Source organism: Rhodococcus sp. UFZ-B548 (assembly GCF_903819475.1).
Taxonomy (GTDB): Bacteria; Actinomycetota; Actinomycetes; order Mycobacteriales; family Mycobacteriaceae; genus Rhodococcus_F; species Rhodococcus_F erythropolis.
On the sequence record NZ_CAIJDS010000001.1, the window covers coordinates 255,500 to 274,898 of the forward strand.

17 protein-coding genes are annotated in these 19,399 nt (G+C 63.9%); 7 read left to right on the plus strand and 10 right to left on the minus strand.

From position 1 onward, the window contains the following. Positions 1 to 71 precede the first annotated feature (71 nt). Entirely contained in the window at positions 72 to 1,019 is a 948-nt protein-coding gene (locus H7C86_RS01250; protein ID WP_041815132.1) for a nitrilase-related carbon-nitrogen hydrolase, read from the plus strand. Beyond that, positions 1,016 to 2,041 (plus strand): agmatine/peptidylarginine deiminase, encoded by a 1,026-nt coding sequence (locus tag H7C86_RS01255; RefSeq protein WP_182260962.1) that lies wholly within the window; start codon positions 1,016 to 1,018, stop codon positions 2,039 to 2,041. The genes H7C86_RS01250 and H7C86_RS01255 overlap by 4 nt, the downstream gene beginning before the upstream one ends. Positions 2,042 to 2,052: 11 nt before the next feature. Here the strand turns inward: H7C86_RS01255 and H7C86_RS01260 are convergent, their stop codons facing one another. From H7C86_RS01260 to H7C86_RS01270, 3 genes are read right to left on the minus strand one after another with little or no spacing between them, the layout of a single operon-like run. Next, positions 2,053 to 3,990 (minus strand): VWA domain-containing protein, encoded by a 1,938-nt coding sequence (locus tag H7C86_RS01260; RefSeq protein WP_182260963.1) that lies wholly within the window; start codon positions 3,988 to 3,990, stop codon positions 2,053 to 2,055. Between the two features lie 9 nt (positions 3,991 to 3,999). After that, on the minus strand, positions 4,000 to 5,376 hold the full coding sequence (locus tag H7C86_RS01265) for an ATP-binding protein (RefSeq protein ID WP_182260964.1): 1,377 nt from the start codon (positions 5,374 to 5,376) through the stop codon (positions 4,000 to 4,002). 54 nt (positions 5,377 to 5,430) lie between these two features. Next, entirely contained in the window at positions 5,431 to 5,847 is a 417-nt protein-coding gene (locus H7C86_RS01270; RefSeq protein ID WP_019744746.1) for a VOC family protein, read from the minus strand. An 85-nt stretch (positions 5,848 to 5,932) separates the two neighbouring features. Between H7C86_RS01270 and H7C86_RS01275 the strand changes: the two genes are divergently transcribed. The 3 genes from H7C86_RS01275 to H7C86_RS01285 all read left to right on the plus strand — a co-directional run bounded on the left by H7C86_RS01275 (position 5,933) and on the right by H7C86_RS01285 (position 8,174). Beyond that, positions 5,933 to 6,505 carry a DUF4126 domain-containing protein gene (locus tag H7C86_RS01275; protein ID WP_182260965.1) on the plus strand — a complete coding sequence of 191 codons (573 nt, stop codon included), beginning with the start codon at positions 5,933 to 5,935 and terminating at the stop codon, positions 6,503 to 6,505. A gap of 27 nt (positions 6,506 to 6,532) precedes the next feature. Then, complete coding sequence (locus H7C86_RS01280) at positions 6,533 to 7,501, plus strand: S9 family peptidase (protein WP_182260966.1); 969 nt, start codon at positions 6,533 to 6,535, stop codon at positions 7,499 to 7,501. A gap of 451 nt (positions 7,502 to 7,952) precedes the next feature. Next, positions 7,953 to 8,174: a hypothetical protein gene (locus tag H7C86_RS01285; RefSeq protein WP_003946391.1), complete on the plus strand. Its 222-nt coding sequence runs from the start codon at positions 7,953 to 7,955 to the stop codon at positions 8,172 to 8,174. Between the two features lie 77 nt (positions 8,175 to 8,251). Here the strand turns inward: H7C86_RS01285 and purH are convergent, their stop codons facing one another. The 4 genes from purH to H7C86_RS01305 all read right to left on the minus strand — a co-directional run bounded on the left by purH (position 8,252) and on the right by H7C86_RS01305 (position 13,248). After that, the gene (gene purH, locus H7C86_RS01290; protein WP_003946407.1) at positions 8,252 to 9,811 is read right to left on the minus strand and encodes a bifunctional phosphoribosylaminoimidazolecarboxamide formyltransferase/IMP cyclohydrolase; all 1,560 of its coding nucleotides are present in this window, start codon (positions 9,809 to 9,811) and stop codon (positions 8,252 to 8,254) included. Beyond that, positions 9,804 to 10,523, minus strand: coding sequence for a phosphoribosylglycinamide formyltransferase (purN, locus tag H7C86_RS01295; protein WP_182260967.1), 720 nt, complete (start codon positions 10,521 to 10,523; stop codon positions 9,804 to 9,806). Before purN ends, purH begins: the two co-directional genes overlap by 8 nt. Before the next feature lie 6 nt (positions 10,524 to 10,529). Continuing rightward, positions 10,530 to 12,074 carry a DUF6350 family protein gene (locus H7C86_RS01300; protein ID WP_182260968.1) on the minus strand — a complete coding sequence of 515 codons (1,545 nt, stop codon included), beginning with the start codon at positions 12,072 to 12,074 and terminating at the stop codon, positions 10,530 to 10,532. A 121-nt stretch (positions 12,075 to 12,195) separates the two neighbouring features. Next, the gene (locus H7C86_RS01305; RefSeq protein WP_182260969.1) at positions 12,196 to 13,248 is read right to left on the minus strand and encodes a DUF5336 domain-containing protein; all 1,053 of its coding nucleotides are present in this window, start codon (positions 13,246 to 13,248) and stop codon (positions 12,196 to 12,198) included. 86 nt (positions 13,249 to 13,334) lie between these two features. On the opposite strand from H7C86_RS01305, the gene H7C86_RS01310 reads away from it, so the two are divergent. Then, positions 13,335 to 13,970: a YigZ family protein gene (locus H7C86_RS01310; protein WP_182260970.1), complete on the plus strand. Its 636-nt coding sequence runs from the start codon at positions 13,335 to 13,337 to the stop codon at positions 13,968 to 13,970. A gap of 42 nt (positions 13,971 to 14,012) precedes the next feature. Here H7C86_RS01310 and sucD read toward each other — a convergent pair whose 3' ends face one another. From sucD to H7C86_RS01325, 3 genes are all read right to left on the minus strand, one after another. Beyond that, positions 14,013 to 14,915 (minus strand): succinate--CoA ligase subunit alpha, encoded by a 903-nt coding sequence (gene sucD / locus H7C86_RS01315; protein ID WP_003946432.1) that lies wholly within the window; start codon positions 14,913 to 14,915, stop codon positions 14,013 to 14,015. 15 nt (positions 14,916 to 14,930) lie between these two features. Further along, positions 14,931 to 16,100: an ADP-forming succinate--CoA ligase subunit beta gene (gene sucC, locus H7C86_RS01320; RefSeq protein WP_019744753.1), complete on the minus strand. Its 1,170-nt coding sequence runs from the start codon at positions 16,098 to 16,100 to the stop codon at positions 14,931 to 14,933. A 179-nt stretch (positions 16,101 to 16,279) separates the two neighbouring features. Beyond that, positions 16,280 to 18,121, minus strand: coding sequence for a hypothetical protein (locus tag H7C86_RS01325; protein WP_259349017.1), 1,842 nt, complete (start codon positions 18,119 to 18,121; stop codon positions 16,280 to 16,282). Between the two features lie 232 nt (positions 18,122 to 18,353). Between H7C86_RS01325 and H7C86_RS01330 the strand changes: the two genes are divergently transcribed. Then, positions 18,354 to 19,376, plus strand: coding sequence for a M23 family metallopeptidase (locus H7C86_RS01330; protein ID WP_069146409.1), 1,023 nt, complete (start codon positions 18,354 to 18,356; stop codon positions 19,374 to 19,376). Positions 19,377 to 19,399 lie beyond the last annotated feature (23 nt).

A 19,399-nucleotide genomic window follows, 5' to 3' on the forward strand; every position in this document is an offset into this window, starting at 1 on the left:
CACCCACCATACTTAACGAATCACATTCGTTTTACGTTGAACGTCGAATACCCGAGCACCGAGGAAACCCCATGCTGACGATCACCGCCCTCACCCCACCCGAGTCTCTGGCCGCGACTACGCCGTCCACGTCCACACCTCTGCGTGTAGGTCTCGTGCAACATCGCTGGCACGAGGACCAAGACGACCTCTACACCGAATTGAGCGAGGGCATTGCGTCCGCAGCGAAGCTGGGCGCTTCCGTGGTCTTTCTTCCGGAGCTGACGCTCAGCCGCTACCCCGCCTCCACCCCGGCCGGCGACAATCCCGGACGCGAAGCGGAAGACCTGCTCACCGGACCCACTCTCGCCTTCGCCGCCAAAGCCGCCGCCGAGAACCAGGTCCTCGTCCACGCATCGCTGTACGAGCGCAGTGAGGCCGAGGACGGACTGGGGTTCAACACCGCGATCCTCGTCTCGCCCGAAGGTGAGCTTCTCGCCAGAACCCGCAAGCTCCACATTCCGGTGACGGCCGGATACTACGAGGACACGTACTTCCGCGGCGGTCCGGCGCAGGACGCATACCCCGTCCACGAGGCACTCGGCGCGAAGTTCGGCCTCCCGACATGCTGGGACGAGTGGTTCCCGGAGGTCGCACGTGCATACTCCCTCGCCGGTGCCCAGGTTCTGGTGTACCCGACGGCGATCGGCTCCGAGCCCGATCACCCGAACTTCGACACCCAACCGCTGTGGCAGCAGGTGATCGTCGGAAACGGTATCGCCAACGGCACCTTCATGGTTGTTCCCAATCGCCACGGCAGTGAAGGTCTCATCACCTTCTACGGTTCTTCCTTCATCTCGGATCCGTACGGACGCATCCTCGTTCAGGCTCCCCGCGACGAATCAGCAGTGCTGGTCGCCGATCTCGATCTTCGGCAACGTGAAGACTGGCTTGCGCTGTTCCCGTTCCTGTCCACTCGCCGACCCGACACCTACTCGGCCCTGACCGCACCGGTGAACACTGCAGGAGCCAACCGATGACCTGGCGCATGCCCGCGGAAAGTGAACCGCACGAACGCACCTGGATGGCGTACCCCAGCGCCGGATACTCCCTCGGCCACACCGCCGAGGAACAGCACGAAGCGCGCTCGACGTGGGCGGCCGTCGCCCACGCCGTCGCCGAATTCGAGCCGGTCACCGTCGTCGTCGATCCCGCCGAAGTCGAAGAAGCACGAAAGTATCTGTCCGAGAAGGTCGACATCGTCGAGGCGCCTCTCAACGACGCGTGGATGCGCGACATCGGGCCGACGTTCGTCCTGTCCGACGAAGGCCGTCTCGGCGGAGTCGACTGGGTGTTCAACGGCTGGGGCGCACAGGAGTGGGCGCAGTGGGACAAGGACTCGAAGATCGGCGCATTTGTCGTCGAACAATCCGGTGCCCAGTTGATCGACTCACCAATCGTCAACGAGGGCGGCGGTATTCAGGTCGACGGTCTCGGCACCGTCTTGGTCACCGAAACCGTCCAACTCGATCCGGGACGAAACCCCGACCTGACGAAGGCCGACATCGAGGCCGAACTCGCCCGCACCATCGGCGCCAAGCACGTGATCTGGCTTCCCCGCGGGTTGACTCGCGATCAGGAGACGTACGGAACGCGCGGACACGTCGACATCGTCGCTGCCATCTCTTCCCCCGGAGTGGTACTCGTCCATGACCAACGCAATCCGGTGCACCCCGACTACGCCGTCAGCAAGACGATCATCGAGTTGTTCGAAAGCTCGACGGACGTCGGCGGCCGGCCGTGGAAGGTAATTCGGGTGCCCGCTCCCGAAATTCTGCGCGACGACGAGGGATTCGTCGACTACAGCTACATCAACCATCTCGTGGTCAACCGTGGAGTGATCGCCTGCAGCTTCGACGATCCGGCCGACGCCGAAGCGGCCCGGATCCTGTCAGCCGCTTACCCCGGACGCACTGTCGTCACCGTCGACGCCAGACCGCTGTTCGAACGTGGCGGCGGCATCCACTGCATCACCCAGCACCAGCCCGCTGAACAAGACTGACGGCGGCAGAATTAGCGGCGACCTCGCATGTAGTCACTCACGACGGCTGCGCCGAGGCCGTCCAGGTCCGGTGCGATGACGCGTCCACCCACCCGGTGCGCCATCCGGTCGACCACCCTGGCCAGACCTGGATCCTCACCGAGGCGGAAGAACGTGACCTTGGCACTCAGCCTGGCCACGGCGTCGAGTGCTCGAACCGTCAAACCGAGGGTTCGCGCACTCGGCGGGTAGTCGAACCTGGCTTCTCCGTCCGCTTCGAGATGAGCCGTCGGCTCACCGTCCGTGACGATCAATACCACCGGCTGCGCATTGGAATGGCGTCGAAGGTGTCTGGCCGCCAACAACAGTGCGTGGTGCAGGTTGGTTCCCTGGTCCCACGCGCCGTCCAAACCGGCGAGCTCCGACGGGCTCAGTACGTGCGCGTGGCGTCCGAAGGCGATCAACTGCAGCTCGTCGCTGCGAAACCTCGTGCTCACCAGATGATTGAGTGCCAGAGCGGTGCGCTTCATCGGCACCCATCGATCCTCCATCACCATCGAGAACGACGTGTCCACCAACAGAGCCACCGCAGCCTGACTACGCTGCTCGGTTTCGGCCACCTCGACATCGACGACGCTCAGCCGCACCGGCATTCGGCCCGGGTCACGTAGGACGGCGTTGGTGATGGTTCTCGTGACGTCCCAGGGTTCGGTGTCCCCGAACTCCCATTCGCGGGAAGCTCCGGTCGGTTCGCCCATCGCACCTGCCCGACGCGTATCGCGTTGGCCGGTTCGCGACGACAGTTGCCCGGCGACGTCACGCAGAGCGGTCTGTCCGAGCTGTCGCATGGCTTTGGGCGACAAGCGCCATTGACCGTCTGGTGCGCGATCGAAGAAACCCTGTTCCTGCAAAGCCTTTTCGAGATCGGCCAGGGTGCGAGCATCAGCGGCGGCTTCGTCGCCGAGTTGCCGCGCAAGTAGCTCGGGGTCGATGTCGTCGAGCGCTGCGCCTGCATACTGCTGCGACAGTTGATCTGCCAGCGATTCCAGCTCGGCGATGTCCTGCAGGGCACCGGTCCCCTCACCCAACCCCATTCCGTTGTCGCCGCGGAACTGTTGCGAACCTTCCCAGTCCTCACCCGGCCGAGCCGCCTGAAGGAACTGGTCGAGTTGACTCAGCTCACTCATCAGGCTCGGATCGCCGAACGCCTGCTGCGCCAACGCATCCAACTCGTCACGCTGCTCCTGCGAGAGCGAGTTACGCAATCGTTGTGCGGCCGCCGCGCGCTGCGCCAACGAATCCAGAAGTTCGTCGACGTTGCGCGGGTTGTCCGGGAAATACTGCCCGTGCTTGTCCATGAACTCCGCAAACTGCTCCGGAGTGTCGACGCCCCGAGAGTGCGCATCGAGCAGTTGATTCAGATCTGCCAGCATCTGGCGAATCTGCTCACGATCCTCGTCGGTAGCGCCCTCGAGTGCCTGCTTCATTCCCGAGAAGCGTTGATCGAGGACCTCACGTCCGAGCAGATCACGAATCTTCTCGTAATCCGCGCGAGCCTGTTCGCTGCGCCAGTTGTAGTCGGCCAGATCTTGCACGGCCTGAGCTGTCGACGGTGGCAACTCCTCGATCCGCATTTCGTTGAATCGTGCGTCGTCGTCGAGAGCACGTGCCAGTTCTTTGCGCTCTTCGAGCACCGCCTTGTCGAGAAGCTTACGAACCTCGTCGAGCGTTCCGTCGAGATTGTTGCGGCGTAGCAACTCACGTCGACGCCGGTTCGCCTGAGCAGCAAGGTCGTCGAGCCCGCGCAGGTCTCGGTTTCCGCGGCGCAGGAGTTCCCGGAGGGCATGGCGCGGCGACGTGCCTGACAACACGTCGTCGCCGATTGCTGCCAAGGCATCGCGCAGATCTACCGGAGGCGCCAGCGGATCGGGACCACCGTCGTACGGCCCGTACCGCGGATTGTGGATCATCACTGCCCCTTACGAATACACCGAGCGGCCGCCCGGGCCTTGATCTTTGGAGATCCGGCGCGCGAGGTAAAGCCCTTCGAGGGCAAGTTCGGCACCGGCGGCACGCTCGCCGTCGGATTGCGCGCCGAGGCGTTCGGCTACTTCGTCCAGGACCTCGAGGTCCGGAAGCTCGTCGAGAAACGCCTTGGCCGTGACAGATTCACCGGTGACGATCGTATTGCCCGTCTCCACAGCAGCAACCAACATCCCGAGGTCGATTCCGCCGAGTCGTACCCGAACCGTATCGGCGGTCGCGCGACGCAGCAGGTGCTCGAGCACCTCCAGTTCCCGTCCCTCTTCACCGGATTCGAATTCGACCTTGCCGCGAAGAACCTCGACCACGGACTCGAGATCGACGGGCCGTGCAACAGGATCGGCCTCGCCGAGCACCGCCGCGCGTCGTACCGCCGCTGCACTGACGGTTTCCGCGCCGGCGACGGCAAATCGTGCCGACACACCCGATCGCTGATCCACCGAGGTGGATTCGCGTAGCAAGCGCGTGAACCTGGCAAGAATTTCGAGAAGGTAGTCAGGCACCTCCGCGGCCAGGTGCGCCTCCTGCTCGATCACCGCGATCTCGCCCGCCAACTCGGCGGGGTAGTGAGTGCGGATTTCGGCGCCGAAGCGGTCCTTAAGCGGTGTGATGATGCGCCCGCGGTTGGTGTAGTCCTCAGGATTTGCGCTCGCGACCAGAAGGACGTCCAACGGAAGCCGAAGCGTGTACCCGCGGACCTGGATGTCCCGCTCTTCCATCACGTTGAGCAAGGAGACCTGGATGCGCTCGGCGAGGTCGGGAAGCTCGTTGATGGCCACGATTCCGCGATGCGCGCGGGGCACGAGACCGAAGTGAATGGTCTCCGGATCGCCGAGGCTCCTACCCTCGGCCACCTTGACCGGGTCGACGTCTCCGATCAGGTCGGCGACCGAGGTGTCCGGCGTTGCCAGTTTCTCGGAGTACCGCTCGCTGCGGTGTCGCCAGGCGATCGGGAGGTCGTCACCCAGTTCCTTGGCTCGACGTATCGAAGCCGGTGTGATCGGCTCGTACGGGTGCTCCCCCAGTTCCGAGCCTTCGATGACGGGCGTCCACTCGTCGAGCAGGAGCCCGAGAGTGCGAAGCAACCTCGTCTTTCCTTGACCTCGTTCGCCGAGCAGAACCACGTCGTGGCCGGCGATCAGCGCCCGCTCGAGTTGCGGGGCGACCGTGTCCTCGAACCCGACTATCCCGGGCCAGGGGTCACGGCCGTCCCGCAACGCGGCGAGAAGGTTCTCTCGTAGTTCTTCCTTGACACTTCGCTGTACGTGTCCGGAGGCGCGTAGCTCTCCGAGGGTTTTTGCGACAGTCACCACTCCACGCTACGAGTGTTTGCGGGGTTTCGCCTCTCGCCGAGGAAGTTCGGTCGCTCAGCCCTCGATGTTCTCGGGATTCATCCAGATGATTTCCCAGATGTGGCCGTCGGGATCCTGGAAGCTGCGGCTGTACATGAAACCGTGATCCTGCGTCGCGTTTCCTTCGGAACCGCCGGTCGCGAGTGCCTTGTCGACGAGGGTGTCGACGGCCTCACGGGTCTCGGCCGAGAGACCGAGCAGCGCTTCCGTCGACGTCGAGGTGTCGGCGATGCCCTTGGTGGTGAAGGTCTTGAAGAAGGGCTCGGCCAACAGCATCACGACGATGGTGTCACTGATGACCATCGACGACGCATTCTCGTCGGAGAACTGCGTGTTCTTGGAGTATCCGAGGCCCTCGTAGAAGGTGGTGGCCTTGCCGAGGTCCTTGACGGGCAGGTTGAGGAAGAACATCGGCTGCGGGTTTGTCGCCATGAAAGGTCCTTTCCGAGACTTTGCTGTGCGCCTTTATTAACCGCCGGCGGTTAATAAAGGCGCACAGTAGACCTAAACTCCACCCATGGATACCTGGGTGTTGCCCGCCATGCTCGGTCTCGGACTCGCCGCAGCGTCCGGAATGCGAACCTTCCTGCCGCTGCTGATGCTCAGCGCTGCCGTCCACTTCGAACTGTTCGGGATCACCGTCGGCGAGTCGATGCGGTGGATCGGATCCACCGGCGCGCTGGTGGCATTGGCGATAGCCGCTGTGGTCGAACTGGGTGCCGACCTCATTCCCTTCGTGGACAACGCACTCTCGGTGATCGGGAACGTCACCGGGCCCATCGCCGGAGTGATCGCGGCCTGGGCGGCCTTCAGCCATCTCGACCCTGCGATGGCCGCGTTGGCGGGCATCATCGTCGGAGCGCCGACGGCGCTGACATTCAGCGCCGCCCAGACAGGCACTCGCGCGGTCAGTACGGCCACTACCGGTGGACTGGCGAATCCCGTCGTCTCCGTCATCGAGGATGTGCTGACTTTCTTCACCTCCATGATCGCGATGATCTTGCCGCTCCTGATCATTCCGCTGCTCGCCGCACTCTTGTGGTTCAGCTGGCGCGGATGGCGACGTGTCCGGAGTCTGCGCACCGCCTGAACCTGTGGACCTGGTAGACAAGTCGTCATGTCCGACACCGAGATCTCGTTCCAATCCGGCGACGTCACCCTGTACGGGAGTCTTCGCCTGGCAGCCTCACCCGACTCCTCGGCGCCTGCCGCGCTAATTCTGGCCGGCAGTGGCCCCACCGATCGCAACGGCGACAGCGCACTCCTCGAAGGCGACATCGGAACTCTGCGGTTCATCGCGGATCTTCTTGAAAATCAAGGCATTTCAAGCCTACGTTACGACAAGCTCGGCAGCGGCGAAACCGCCCTCGGCGACTACGAGATCGAGGACATCGCCGATCTCGGCTTCAACACATTCGTCGACGCCGCCTCCGACGGACTTGACTACCTCGCCGGACAACCCGGCGTCGATCCCGAGCGCTTGTTCGTCGTCGGACACAGCGACGGCGCCGTCGTCGCGCTGGCACTTGCCACGGCGAAAGAGGGCACAAGAGTCAGCGCCCTCGCACTGCTCGAGCCACTGAGTGTCCGGCTTCTCGATCTACTCACGACGCAGATTCACCGCCAGCTCGACGCCGTCGTCGGTGTCGGTCAGTTGCCGGTCGAACTGGCTGACGAACTGCGCGTCGCGCTCGCCGACGCCGTCGAGTCTCTTCGGACCGAGGGCACGGTTCCGGATGATCTACCCGAACCGCTGCAGAACGCGGGACTCGTTCACGCCAATGCCAAGGCACTCGCCGAGGAAGACGCACTGGACCCGGTTGCGCTCGTAGCGGCGCTGCCGGCAGGCATGCCCGTTCTCACCAGCTGCTCGGACAAGGACATCCAAGTAATTCCCTCCGACGTCGCGGCACTCGACGCCGCGCTCTCACATACCGCGCTGACGTCAGTGCGGATGCGCAACGCCAACTTCGTACTCAAGGACATCGGCGAAGAACAGTCCACCGGGGCCGACTACGTCGCTCCGCTTCCGTACTCGGCAGAGTTCGCGGAGCCCTTCACAGCGTGGGTCCGCTCGTTCTCCTGATCACGTACAGACCGAACGTCCTCTTTTTCGGGTAGAAAGTTCCCTCCGCGAACCATCGCGGAGGGACTTCTGCTTTCTACGCCTGACCTGCAACAAAGGCTCTCTCAATCCAGCGAACCCGGGGACAAAAGTCACCCGGAGTTTACGTTCGCGGCGCTTTTTATTGGTGCGAACCCTCGATCCGTGCTGTACGGTCATCCATTAACCAGCAACGCCACACAGAAAGGAACGGACGTCATGTCGCTACACCCGAACTTTGCATCCGTACCTTCGTGGCGCAGCTGCACCGCAGGCAAGCACATTTTTTCGGCCGCAATGTCGGCCAAGCACATGGGCAACAAGCGCGGTGTACCCCGAGAATGATCCCCAGTTTCACCGGATTCGTTCTCGGGCACCCAGGGCAAACGCCTCGGGTGCCTTTTCTTTTACCTTTCACACGCAGGAGCACCACATGAAACTTCGAGTCAACCAACTGTCCATCGCGCCGCCGTATGTCGATCTGCCCGGTGACCTCACCGGATACGCCGTCACCCTGGATCTTTCGCACTCCGATGCTGCCCACGAAGCCACCCTCGGCGCCCTGATCAGCGAGATCCGCAGTCGCGGAGCCTCACGCGTGGTCATCACCGGCTCACCCCGCGAACTCCAGGGCACCCACAGCAGCGCAGCCTGAAAGAACCGGGCCGCCTGAAAGCAGAACGGGCCCCGAACTCCCGTTGAGGAGTCGAGGCCCGCTACCGAAGCAGAAAGTCAGTGCGCGAAGTGGCGCGCACCGGTCAGATAAAGAGTGACACCGGCTTCCTTGGCCGCGGCAATCACCTCGTTGTCGCGAACCGAACCACCCGGCTGCACAACAGCCTTGACGCCGGCGTTGAGAAGAACCTGCAGACCGTCAGGGAACGGGAAGAACGCGTCCGAGGCCGCAACCGAACCTACGACGCGGTCACCGGCTCGCTGAACAGCAAGATGCGCTGCATCGACGCGGTTGACCTGGCCCATACCGACGCCGACGGACGCGCCGCCGGAGGCCAGCAGGATCGCGTTTGACTTCACCGATCGGCTGGCGCGCCAAGCAAATTCGAGGTCAGCGAGAGTCTCGGCATCTGCAGCCTCACCGTTGGCGAGAGTCCAGTTGGCCGGGTTGTCGCCGTCAGCGTCCAGAACGTCGCGCTGCTGGAGCAAGGTACCGCCAGAGATCGGACGCAGTTCGATTCCGGTAGCGGTCGGAGCCGCAGCCTTCAGAACACGAATGTTCTTCTTACGCTGCAGAACCTCGACAGCCCCGTCTTCGTACGAGGGCGCGATGACAACCTCGGTGAAGATATCGGCGATCTGCTCTGCCAGTTCGACGGTGACCTCACGGTTGGCTGCGATGACACCACCGAAAGCACTGACCGGATCGCAAGCATGCGCCTTGCGGTGAGCGTCGGCAATGTCGGTGCCGATGGCGATGCCACACGGGTTGGCGTGCTTGATGATTGCGACGGCCGGATCAGTGAAGTCGTACGCTGCACGCCACGCTGCGTCGGAGTCCGTGTAGTTGTTGTACGACATCTCCTTGCCGTGCAACTGCTCTGCTTGAGCCAAACCTGCAGGCGCAGCCGGGTTTTCGTACAGCGCGGCGTCCTGGTGCGGGTTCTCGCCGTAGCGAAGGACAGCGCTGCGGTTCCAGGTAGCACCGACCCAGGCGGGGAACAGCGAACCGTCCTCGTCAGCTGCGATCGTGCTCGTCATCCAGCTTGCAACAGCGACGTCGTACGACGCAGTGTGCTGGAACGCCTGCGCCGCAAGCACAGTGCGCTCACGCAAGGTGAATCCGCCACCGGCAACGGCAGTCAGGACATCGGCGTAACGAGCCGGATCGACCACGACGGCAACCGACGGATGGTTCTTGGCTGCAGCACGCACCATCGACGGGCCACCGATGTCGATCTGCTCGACGCACTCGTCCGGGCTAGCGCCCGAGGCAACCGTCTCGGTGAAGGGGTACAGGTTCACGACGACCAATTCGAAGGTCGCGATGCCGAGTTCCTCGAGCTGAGCGAGGTGATCCGGCTTGCGGGTATCGGCGAGAACGCCGGCATGGACGCGCGGATGCAGCGTCTTCACGCGGCCTTCGAGGCATTCCGGGAATCCGGTCAGAGCCTCGACCGGCGTCACGGGGATTCCGGCGTCGGCAATCTTCGACGCGGTCGAACCGGTCGAGACCAACTCGACACCGGCCTCGTGCAGGCCCGTGGCCAGCTCGATCAGACCACTCTTGTCGTAGACGCTGACAAGTGCACGGCGCACAGCCTTGCGTTCACTCACTGGGGATCACGGCCTTTCGTCCATCGGAAACCACTCCGCGCGTAGCAACAGCGGCGATGACGTCCGCCAACAACCGTCGCTCCACAACTTTGATGCGTTCATGCAACGAAGACTCGGTGTCGTCGTCATGCACCGGCACAGCTTCCTGCGCCAAGATCGGCCCGGTATCAACTCCGCCGTCGACGAGATGCACCGTGGAACCGGTGACCTTCACGCCGTACGCCAGAGCGTCGGGAACCGCGTGCGCGCCGGGAAAGGCAGGCAGCAACGCGGGATGAGTGTTGATGATTCGGCCGCCGAAACGCGCGAGAAAGCTGGGGCCGAGGATTTTCATGAAGCCTGCACTGACCACGAGATCGGGTTCGTGCTCGGCCACCGCTGCTGTCAGCGCCTCGTCCCAGGCGGCACGATTTTCATAAGTCTTGATCGAGACTTTGAAGGACGGGATCTTCGAATCCGCAGCGTGCTCGGCGGCGAGGCAGTCACGATCTACCCCGACGGCAACGATCTCGGCCGGGTATCCCTCGGCGTGCGAAGCCTCGATCAGCGAAGTCAGCAGGGTTCCCGCGCCGGAAGCGAGTACGACTACCCGCGCGATCGAGTCGCGAAATTGGACCCCGTCGGGCATTGTCGGCTGCGGATTGTCGGCCGAGGCAGTCAGCGCACTACTCCTGAGAACTGGAAGATGATGCGGCCGGAGTATCGGCCGCATGACAGCCTAGTCGCTGGACTTCTGCGGCTTCGAGGGCAGGTCGGTCTCCGGCTCGGCCCCGGCTGCGGAGTCGGCTGTGGGGTCCGCCTCGGGTGCCGCGACAACCTCGGCGTCGACTACTTCGATCTCGACGGTTTCCTCTGTCACTACCTGCACGGGTTCGCCTGATTCCTCGACGATTTCCGCTTCGACGACCTTGGTGACAACGACCGCAGATTCCTGGGCCAGCACTTCGCCCGTATTCTCGTCGTCCTCGTCTTCCGGTGTGGCCGCAGCCGTGATCGCAAGTTCGGGCTCGACTGTTCGAGCCGGTTCAGCCGTCGGGGGCGCAACCTCGTCCTTCATGTGTCCGCGGTGTGAGAACCACATCGCGAACAGCGCCGAGACGGTTCCGAACAATCCCAGCCACGCAAAAGTCAGAAGACCGAAGCCCCACCACAGCACCTCGACGGTGCCGAACTGCCCGAGGTCTCCCCCGGCAGCAAGAGCGAGCAGCGCCATGACGACGCCGGCACCAGCAGCTGCCGTCAGCACTGCGAGCACGCTGTCCTGCCCGGCGATGCGTCGAGCGCAATCACGGCCGAGCATCATGCCCACCGCTGCCGGAACGATCAACAACACGGGCCAGATTCCACCGGCGACGCCTTCCGGAATCGCTCCGAGAAGGGGCAAGGGTGGCAGGTCACCGCCGATGTTGCCGAACACACTGATGGAGACATTGCCGAAATCGGCCGTCGATCCCGTCATCACCGCGGCTGCGCCGACCACGAGGTTCGGCAGGTAGAGCAGCGACAACACCGTTAATCCCAGTACGCCGACAAACCCGTTGCCGCGCGCGAGTATGTCACCGACCGTCGACCACGACACGAGTAGTGACACCACGACGGCCACGGCGCCCGCAGCCAACAGCGCTGCCGACGCAGCCGTTGCCGGTCGAACAGCAGCAGATGCCCACGGCGGAATCTCGGCGACGACGCGATCCCAGTGCGCAGCAGCAACACCGACGGACGCGGCGATCAGGTGAATCCCGGCGACCCAGCCGAAAGCGGCCAACGTGTTGGGGCTAGACAGCGGAATGGCTGCGGAGGCGTCGGCGACCACGGCGAGAGCGATTGCCGTGATAGTCAACGGTCCGGCTACCGCGGCCCCCACCAGGCGGAGGGTGTCGTCACGGGAGTCGGTGTGCACCGCAGTCGACGCGCATCGGCGTGCAACCACCCACATCATGACGGCCGTCGGAAGCAATGGCAGTACACCGAGTTGGACGCCGCTGATAGTCGCCGGCACTTGGTGGATGACCAACCATGTGGTGGCAATGGCGCCGAAGGTTCCGGTCAGGTCGCTGCTCGCCGATACCAAGGTGACCACAACGACAGCCGCGATCAGCAGCATCGTCAGACCCGACGGCCGGAAGGCGACCGTCAGCAGCTTGCGCGCCAGGTCCGGGTTCGGTGCCGGGCGACCGCCGCCGACGCGGCCGCCGCCAGTACGACCACGTCCGGGTCGTGAGGACGCGGGACGGGACCGGGTGCCATCAATCAAAGAACTCATCCCCTCGAGGGTTTCACTCGATAGTGCGCCGCGCACTCAGGCGCGCCGTCGGGCTCACGGAATGTGGCCTCCACCCGCAGCGGGTCGGAGGCCACATTCATGTTCGTGAAACGAAGTAGTACTACTGCTGACGCTCGTCGGGGTTCTGCGAGCCGAAGACCTTGGTCTCGGCCGCGGAATCGCTGCTGCCCTGGTCAGGCTCAGCAGACGGCGTCGGCGCTTCGAAAGTGGGCGGCTCGAAGCCCGTCGGCTGCTCGGTCGAGTCAGTCTGCTGCTGGTTGTACGGCTGGCCGTAACCGCGCGGAGCGGTGAACTGATCCGACGAGTAACTCGGGTTCGGCTGACTCGCGGGCTGCGAGGTCAGCGGATAGTAAGACGACGTCGTCGCGGCCGAGTCGGTCTGTGCGGGATTCTGCACCGGGTTCTGACCGTAGGGAGACGCAGTCTGGCCGTAAGGCGGCTGCGAAGCAGTCGGGTCGGCGGGGGCGGCGTGCGCTCCCCCGTATCCCTGCTGCTGCGCCTGCCCGTACTGCGGGTTCTGCTGGTACTGGCCCGGCTGCTGAGCCTGCTGCGGCTGGCCGTACTGAGCCTGTCCGTATCCCTGTGGCTGACCTGGCGCCTGCCCCGGCGCCTGGCCCTGTGGCTGGCCATAGCCCTGCGGCTGACCGTACTGCTGAGCTACCGGACGCGGCGCGGGAGCCTTCAGGATTCCGATCTCGAACAACAACGCGGCGACTGCGACGACCGTCTGCACGAACGAGAGGATCAGCACGATGATCAGACCCCAGCCGAGGCTGATGTCGACGTAGTCGCTGGTACCTACGGAGAACGCGGCGAACACCAAAGCGAAGAAACCCGTGAGGGTGAGCGCTGCGGCAATGCCTGCATACGACTGCTTCGGGAGGAGCGATACGCCTGCGACCACACCGCCGGCGAAAACGAATCCGAGGCCGTAGATGCTCGACTCGAAGAAGCTCGAACTGGTGTCCAGACCGCTACCGATGCCGCTGCTGCTTCCACTGATCGACGTGAAAGGCGCAAAACCGAGTAGGAAATTGATCAGGCCGAGTGCCGCGACGGCGATGAGCAGGATGAATCCGAGATTCTTGGTTCCACCGCCCGCTGCCGGCTGATTCGGTGGCCCGAAGCTGGGCCCTTGCGGCGTGAACGTCATGACTTCTCCTCGTAGACGGTCTTCGATGGTTACCAGCGTATGTGTCTCGACTTCGCACGCTAACACCGACAGGAGACAATGGGCAGATGCCCTTCACCCTCGCGCCCGGCGCCGACCATGTCGTCGAAACCGAGGTAAAGCACTCACGATTCATCGCCGCGCTTCGCCGGATCGACGACGCCGAAGCCGCCACGGAGTTCGCCGCGGAGCAGAAGTCGCTGTATCCCGATGCGCGCCATCATTGTTCGGCTTTCGTGATCGGATACGAAGCGAACTCACGCGTCGAGCGTGCGCACGACGACGGCGAACCAGGCGGGACTGCCGGGGTGCCGATGCTTCAGGTTCTCAAGTCTCGAGATCTGGTCGATGTGATTGTTGTCGTCACGCGCTACTTCGGCGGAATCAAGCTCGGCGCCGGTGGATTGGTCCGCGCGTATTCGGGAGCCGTCTCGGTTGCTCTCGATTCGGCCGAGCTTGTGGCCAGGGAGAGGAAGATCCTGCGCACTTTGGCGATCCGGCACTCAGAGGCCGGTCGGGTGGAAGCGGAGCTGAGAGCGCGGGGCGTCTCGGTGCTCGGAACTGCGTATGGATCGAAGGCGGTGATGACGCTCGCCGCCGGTGACGCCGACGATCTCGACTCGATCGTCGCATCCATCACATCCGGTGCCGGGCAGTTGGAACCTGCCGGGTCGATGTGGGTCGATACCACTGTGCGTGGTTAAGGAGTCCGGAGACTCCCTAACCACGCACGGGGGCGAAGCCCCTTACAGGGACTGAAGAATCTCGCGAGCGAGAGCAGCAGTGGCGGACGGCGTCTTGCCGACCTTCACGCCTGCAGCTTCGAGAGCTTCCTGCTTTGCCTGAGCCGTTCCCGAGGAACCGGAGACGATGGCGCCTGCGTGGCCCATGGTCTTGCCTTCGGGAGCGGTGAAGCCTGCCACGTAGCCGACGACCGGCTTGGTGACGTTGGCCTTGATGTAATCGGCTGCACGCTCTTCCGCGTCGCCACCGATTTCACCGATCATCACGATGACCTTGGTCTCGGGATCCTTCTCGAACGCCTCGATGGCGTCGATGTGGGTGGTTCCGATGACCGGGTCGCCGCCGATGCCGATGGCGGTGGAGAAGCCGAAGTCACGGAGTTCGTACATCATCTGGTAGGTCAGGGTGCCCGACTTGGAGACCAGGCCGATGGGGCCGGTGCCTGCAATGTTGGCGGGCGTGATGCCGACGAGGGCCTCACCCGGGGTGATGATGCCGGGGCAGTTCGGTCCGATGATGCGCGTCTTCTTGCCCTTGGACTCGTTGTACGCCCAAGCGTAAGCGGAGTCCTGAACCGGGATGCCCTCGGTGATGACCACGAGGAGCGGGATCTCCGCGTCGATGGCCTCGACGATGGCGTCCTTCGAGAAGGCCGGGGGAACGAATGCGATGGAGACGTCTGCGCCGGTCTCCTTGATTGCCTCTTCGACCGTCGCGAAGACGGGGAGCTCGACAGGGGAACCGTCAGCAGCAACGTGCGAGACCGTGGTGCCGGCCTTGCGAGCGTTGACGCCGCCGACGACCTGGGTGCCGGCCTTGAGCATCAGAGCGGTGTGCTTGGTGCCCTCGCCGCCGGTGATGCCCTGGACGATGACCTTTGAATCCTTGGTGAGGAAGATTGCCATTGTTCTGTGAGTCCCTTACTTCGCTGCGTGAGCGAGTTCGGCGGCCTTGTCGGCGGCCTCGTCCATGGTTGCGACGACCGTGACCAGCGGGTGGTTGGCCTCGGCGAGGATGCGACGACCCTCTTCGACGTTGTTTCCGTCCAGGCGAACGACGAGCGGCTTGTTGGCCTCGTCGCCCAGGGTCTTCAGTGCGCCGACGATGCCGTTGGCAACTGCGTCACACGCGGTGATGCCGCCGAAGACGTTGACGAACACGCTCTTGACCTGTGCGTCGTTCAGGATGACGTCGAGGCCGGCAGCCATGACTGCAGCGGAAGCTCCGCCGCCGATGTCGAGGAAGTTGGCGGGCTTGACGCCACCGTGGTTCTCGCCGGCGTATGCGACGACGTCCAGGGTGGACATGACCAGGCCTGCGCCGTTGCCGATGATTCCGACCTCACCGTCGAGCTTGACGTAGTTGAGGTCGTTTTCCTTGGCCTTGAGCTCGAGGGGATCGGTAGCGTCGCGATCCTCGAATGCCTCGTGGCCGGGCTGACGGAACGCCGCGTTCTCATCGAGGGTGACCTTGCCGTCGAGGGCGAGGATCTGATCGTCAGGCGTGCGAACGAGGGGGTTGACCTCGACGAGGAGTGCGTCCTCGTTGATGAAGACCTCCCACAGCTTCTGGATCGTGACGGCCGCTGCGTCGAGCACCTCTGCGGGCAGCTTTCCTGCCTCGGCGATGCTGCGCGCGAACGCGAGGTCGACGCCCTTGACTGCGTCGACGGGGATCTTGGCGAGGGCGTCGGGGTTCTCCTCGGCGGTGACCTCGATCTCGACGCCACCCTCTACCGAGCACATGGCCAGGTAGGTGCGGTTGGTGCGGTCGAGCAGGAAGGAGATGTAGTACTCCTCGGCAATGTCACTTGCCTCTGCGACCAGCAGCTTCTTGACGACATGGCCCTTGATGTCCAGGCCCAGGATTGCCTCGGCGTTTGCCACTGCGGCATCCACGTCGGGCGAGTACTTGACGCCACCGGCCTTGCCGCGGCCGCCTACCTTGACCTGTGCCTTCACCATCACGGGCTTACCGATTTCTTCGGCAATCTCGCGTGCGCCGGCGACTGTGTCTGTAACACGTCCAGCCGAAGTCGGCACTCCGTGCTTGGCGAAGAGTTCCTTCGCCTGGTATTCGAAGAGATCCATCTGCTCACCGTCTCGTCTGCGTTGTCACCCGCTCGAGGGGTAGGAGCGGGTCTGTTCTGGACTTTAACCAGTTGCCGCGTTCGGTTTGCGCCCGCACTGATGCTATGTGGCCCAAGTCACGCGCAAATGCGCAATGAGGCACGCCTCACCGATCGAGCAAGGTGGCCACACCGAATTTGTCAAGCATCAGTCTCACTGATTCTTGCGCTCGAGAACGCTGCAACGAGAAGCAACACTATGCCCGTGGCCGCTGTGATCGCACCCACCCCCACGGTTGCGTCCGATATGCGCGATGACGTGAGCGGCCACTCACTGACGTACACCAGAGCTGCCACGGCAGATCCGATCAGCAATGCCGCGCCTCGAGCCGGCCGCGCAGACGCTGCGATCACCGCGGCGATCACGACGGTGACGCCGACGAGCAGTTGCCCCCAGACGTCAATTCCCCACGGCCACTCCAGAACTGACGCCGCTGTGTAGGCGTCACCCCGATAGAGGGGAAGCGCGGTCCCGATCAGGACAGCGACTGCGCCGATCCCACCGACGAGAAGCACCAGCCCTCTCGAACCGCCGTCTACCGACGTGTCGACGTCTTCACGTTCTGCGCTTCCCGCCAGCCAGACGAGCAGTCCCGTCGCCGCAGCGAGGAAAGCCGAGCCGCAGAGCACGAAGGCACCGGCTCCCAACCCGACGCCTGGTACGTCCGTCGCGATGACCGCCGACTGCATGACAGCGGCGACTCCCATCACGACCGTGGTCCACAACACTCCGACGGCCGGACGCACCACGGCGGCGCGGCCCGGGGCAAACAGGCCCAGCGCGGCGACCAGCAGTACAGCAGCCGCGAGCAGGACAACTCGAGACGACAGCATCGACGGCTCCGGGATTCCGTCCGGCAACGACAGGACAGGCAAAGCCGAGCCGACGCCCGCAACAGCCGCAGTGATGATTGCGGCGGTACTGGCGACGCGGTGAAGTCTGTCGACCCGCGCTTGCGCCGCCCGGGACTGAGCCACCATCGCTGCTTTGAGCGCACCCTTTGTTGTCTTCGCAGGTGCGCGGACCACACTTTCAGCGGGAATCGCATCTGCTTCACGCCTGGATGCGAGGTAAGGCGCTGAAACTCCGATCACGACGATGACCACGGCGGCCAGCGCCCCGACCACGGATCCCGAACCGACGCCGATTCGATCGCCGGCCGCGAACCCAGCCATCACCCTGGTTCCACTGACTGCGAGTGCGCCGAGGCCGACACCGATCAGGGCGCCGCAGCCCACCGGTAGGGAGATGGACGTCAATGCCGCCGCGACCGCAACGAGCACCGCGACGCCGACCAATCCTGTACCGACGGCGGTGGCCGACGCAGAGTCGACGAGCGGTTTGACCAGAAAGATCGGATCCTGCGAACTGAAGGAAGGACCGAACAGGGAGAGGACGAAAATCACAGCAGCCAGAATCAGCAGCGCTGTCGGCCACGCGCCGATCCGTCCGCCAACCGATCGCCCGTCGAATTCCGCGGCGCGAGCGCTGCCGTATCCGTCCCGTTCCGATTCACGATGGACGGCGACAAGTCCGAGCACCCCGGACAGGACAAGAAGGCAGTGTCCCGCGAGCGCGAGATAAGCGCCAGGACCCGCATCGATCGAACCCGCCGAAATCGGACGGAAAAGGTCCAAGCGGTTTGCATCGATTGCGTCAACGAACAACTGGACGTCGAGAATCGCCGCTCCGAGCGACACCGCTCCGATACCGGCCAGGAGTCCACCGGCCAAGGCAGGCCTGCGGCCCGAGGTGAGCACTGCAACCAACGGCACGATGATCGTGCAGACGGCCGCGAAGAGAGCGGCAGAAGCAAGAGCCCCCGTCGTGTCGACCCCGCGGCCACTCCCGACTCCGACGACGGGGCTGGCCGCCACTCCGACGGCACCGAGCAGTCCGATTACCGCCGCGAGTGGCGCCCCGGACTTCACTCCGGGGTCGTCGAAACGCGCCTGCGACGTAGTTCCAGGTGTTGTGGACACTCGATCGACGGTAGTGCCTGAATGGACCGGTGATCCGGTTGTGACACGCGTGATCACGAAACGAGATGATTCGTCCGTTTTGCCCGTATCGACATATTCCCAGGTCAAGCTGTGAGGCACGTCACATAATCGGACAGGTTTCCGCTACGGCTTGCGCCCATCGCAATCATTTCGTTACCGTCAGTCGGTCTAAGTCACGGGCTGATCACGAACTCGAGGAGAGAACCGGCATATGCATCACCGCAGCCAGTTCACCGCTAGTAGGTTCTCGAACTCAGCTCCAGACGAGGTCACGACCACTTATCCAACGCACTCGGCCAGGCGTTACACCGAGACCAAAAGTTCTGAGATCTCTGCCGATATGTTCACTCGAAATTCATCCTCCACGTCGTCAGATTCCGACTCTCACGAGTTCGTCGAGTCCGACGTGATCAGCACCCCCACTTACGCCCCTTCCGCACCGACAGTCGATGTCGAATCTCCGGTTCGCCGCAGCGGTGCTCACCGACTCCCCACCCCTCCCTCTGCTCTCAAGGGCCGCGCCGCCGTTCTGGCAGTCGCAGCCGGCGCGGTTGTCGCCGCGGGCCAGGCAGTTGTCAACGACGGTTCCTCTTCCGCCGCCGACCACTCGGAAGTTGCACTCGCCAACGAGTCCTCCGCGATCGGCACCACCGCAGAACCGCAGGCCGCTCAGTTCGCTCCGGCCACCTCCACGGCAGCCACCACCGAGGCCGACGCTCCCCAGGTCCTCAACGTCGCAGCACCGACCGACCTCTCCCAGTTCAGCAACCTGCTTGCCAAGGGCCAGCGTTTCAGTGACGAGCGCGCAGCACGCGAAGCAGCTGCCCGTCGCCCGCTGTTCGTCCTGCCGGCAGTCGGCACGTTCACGTCCAACTTCGGCACCCGCTGGGGCACCCTGCACGCCGGCGTCGACATCGCCGCCCCGATCGGGACGCCCATCGTCGCAGTCGCCGACGGCAAGGTCATCGATTCAGGTCCGGCTTCCGGATTCGGCATGTGGGTACGCCTACAGCACGCAGACGGAACGATCACCGTCTACGGCCACATCGACACGTCCACCGTCACCGTCGGTCAGCAGGTCATGGCCGGCGACCAGATCGCCACTGTCGGCAACCGCGGCTTCTCCACCGGCCCGCACCTTCACTTCGAGGTTCACCTCGCCGGCGAGAACAAGATCGACCCCCTCCCCTGGCTCGCATCACGCGGCATCAGCCTCGGTATCGAGCAGGACTGACCGCAAGCCCAACGCTTCTGACA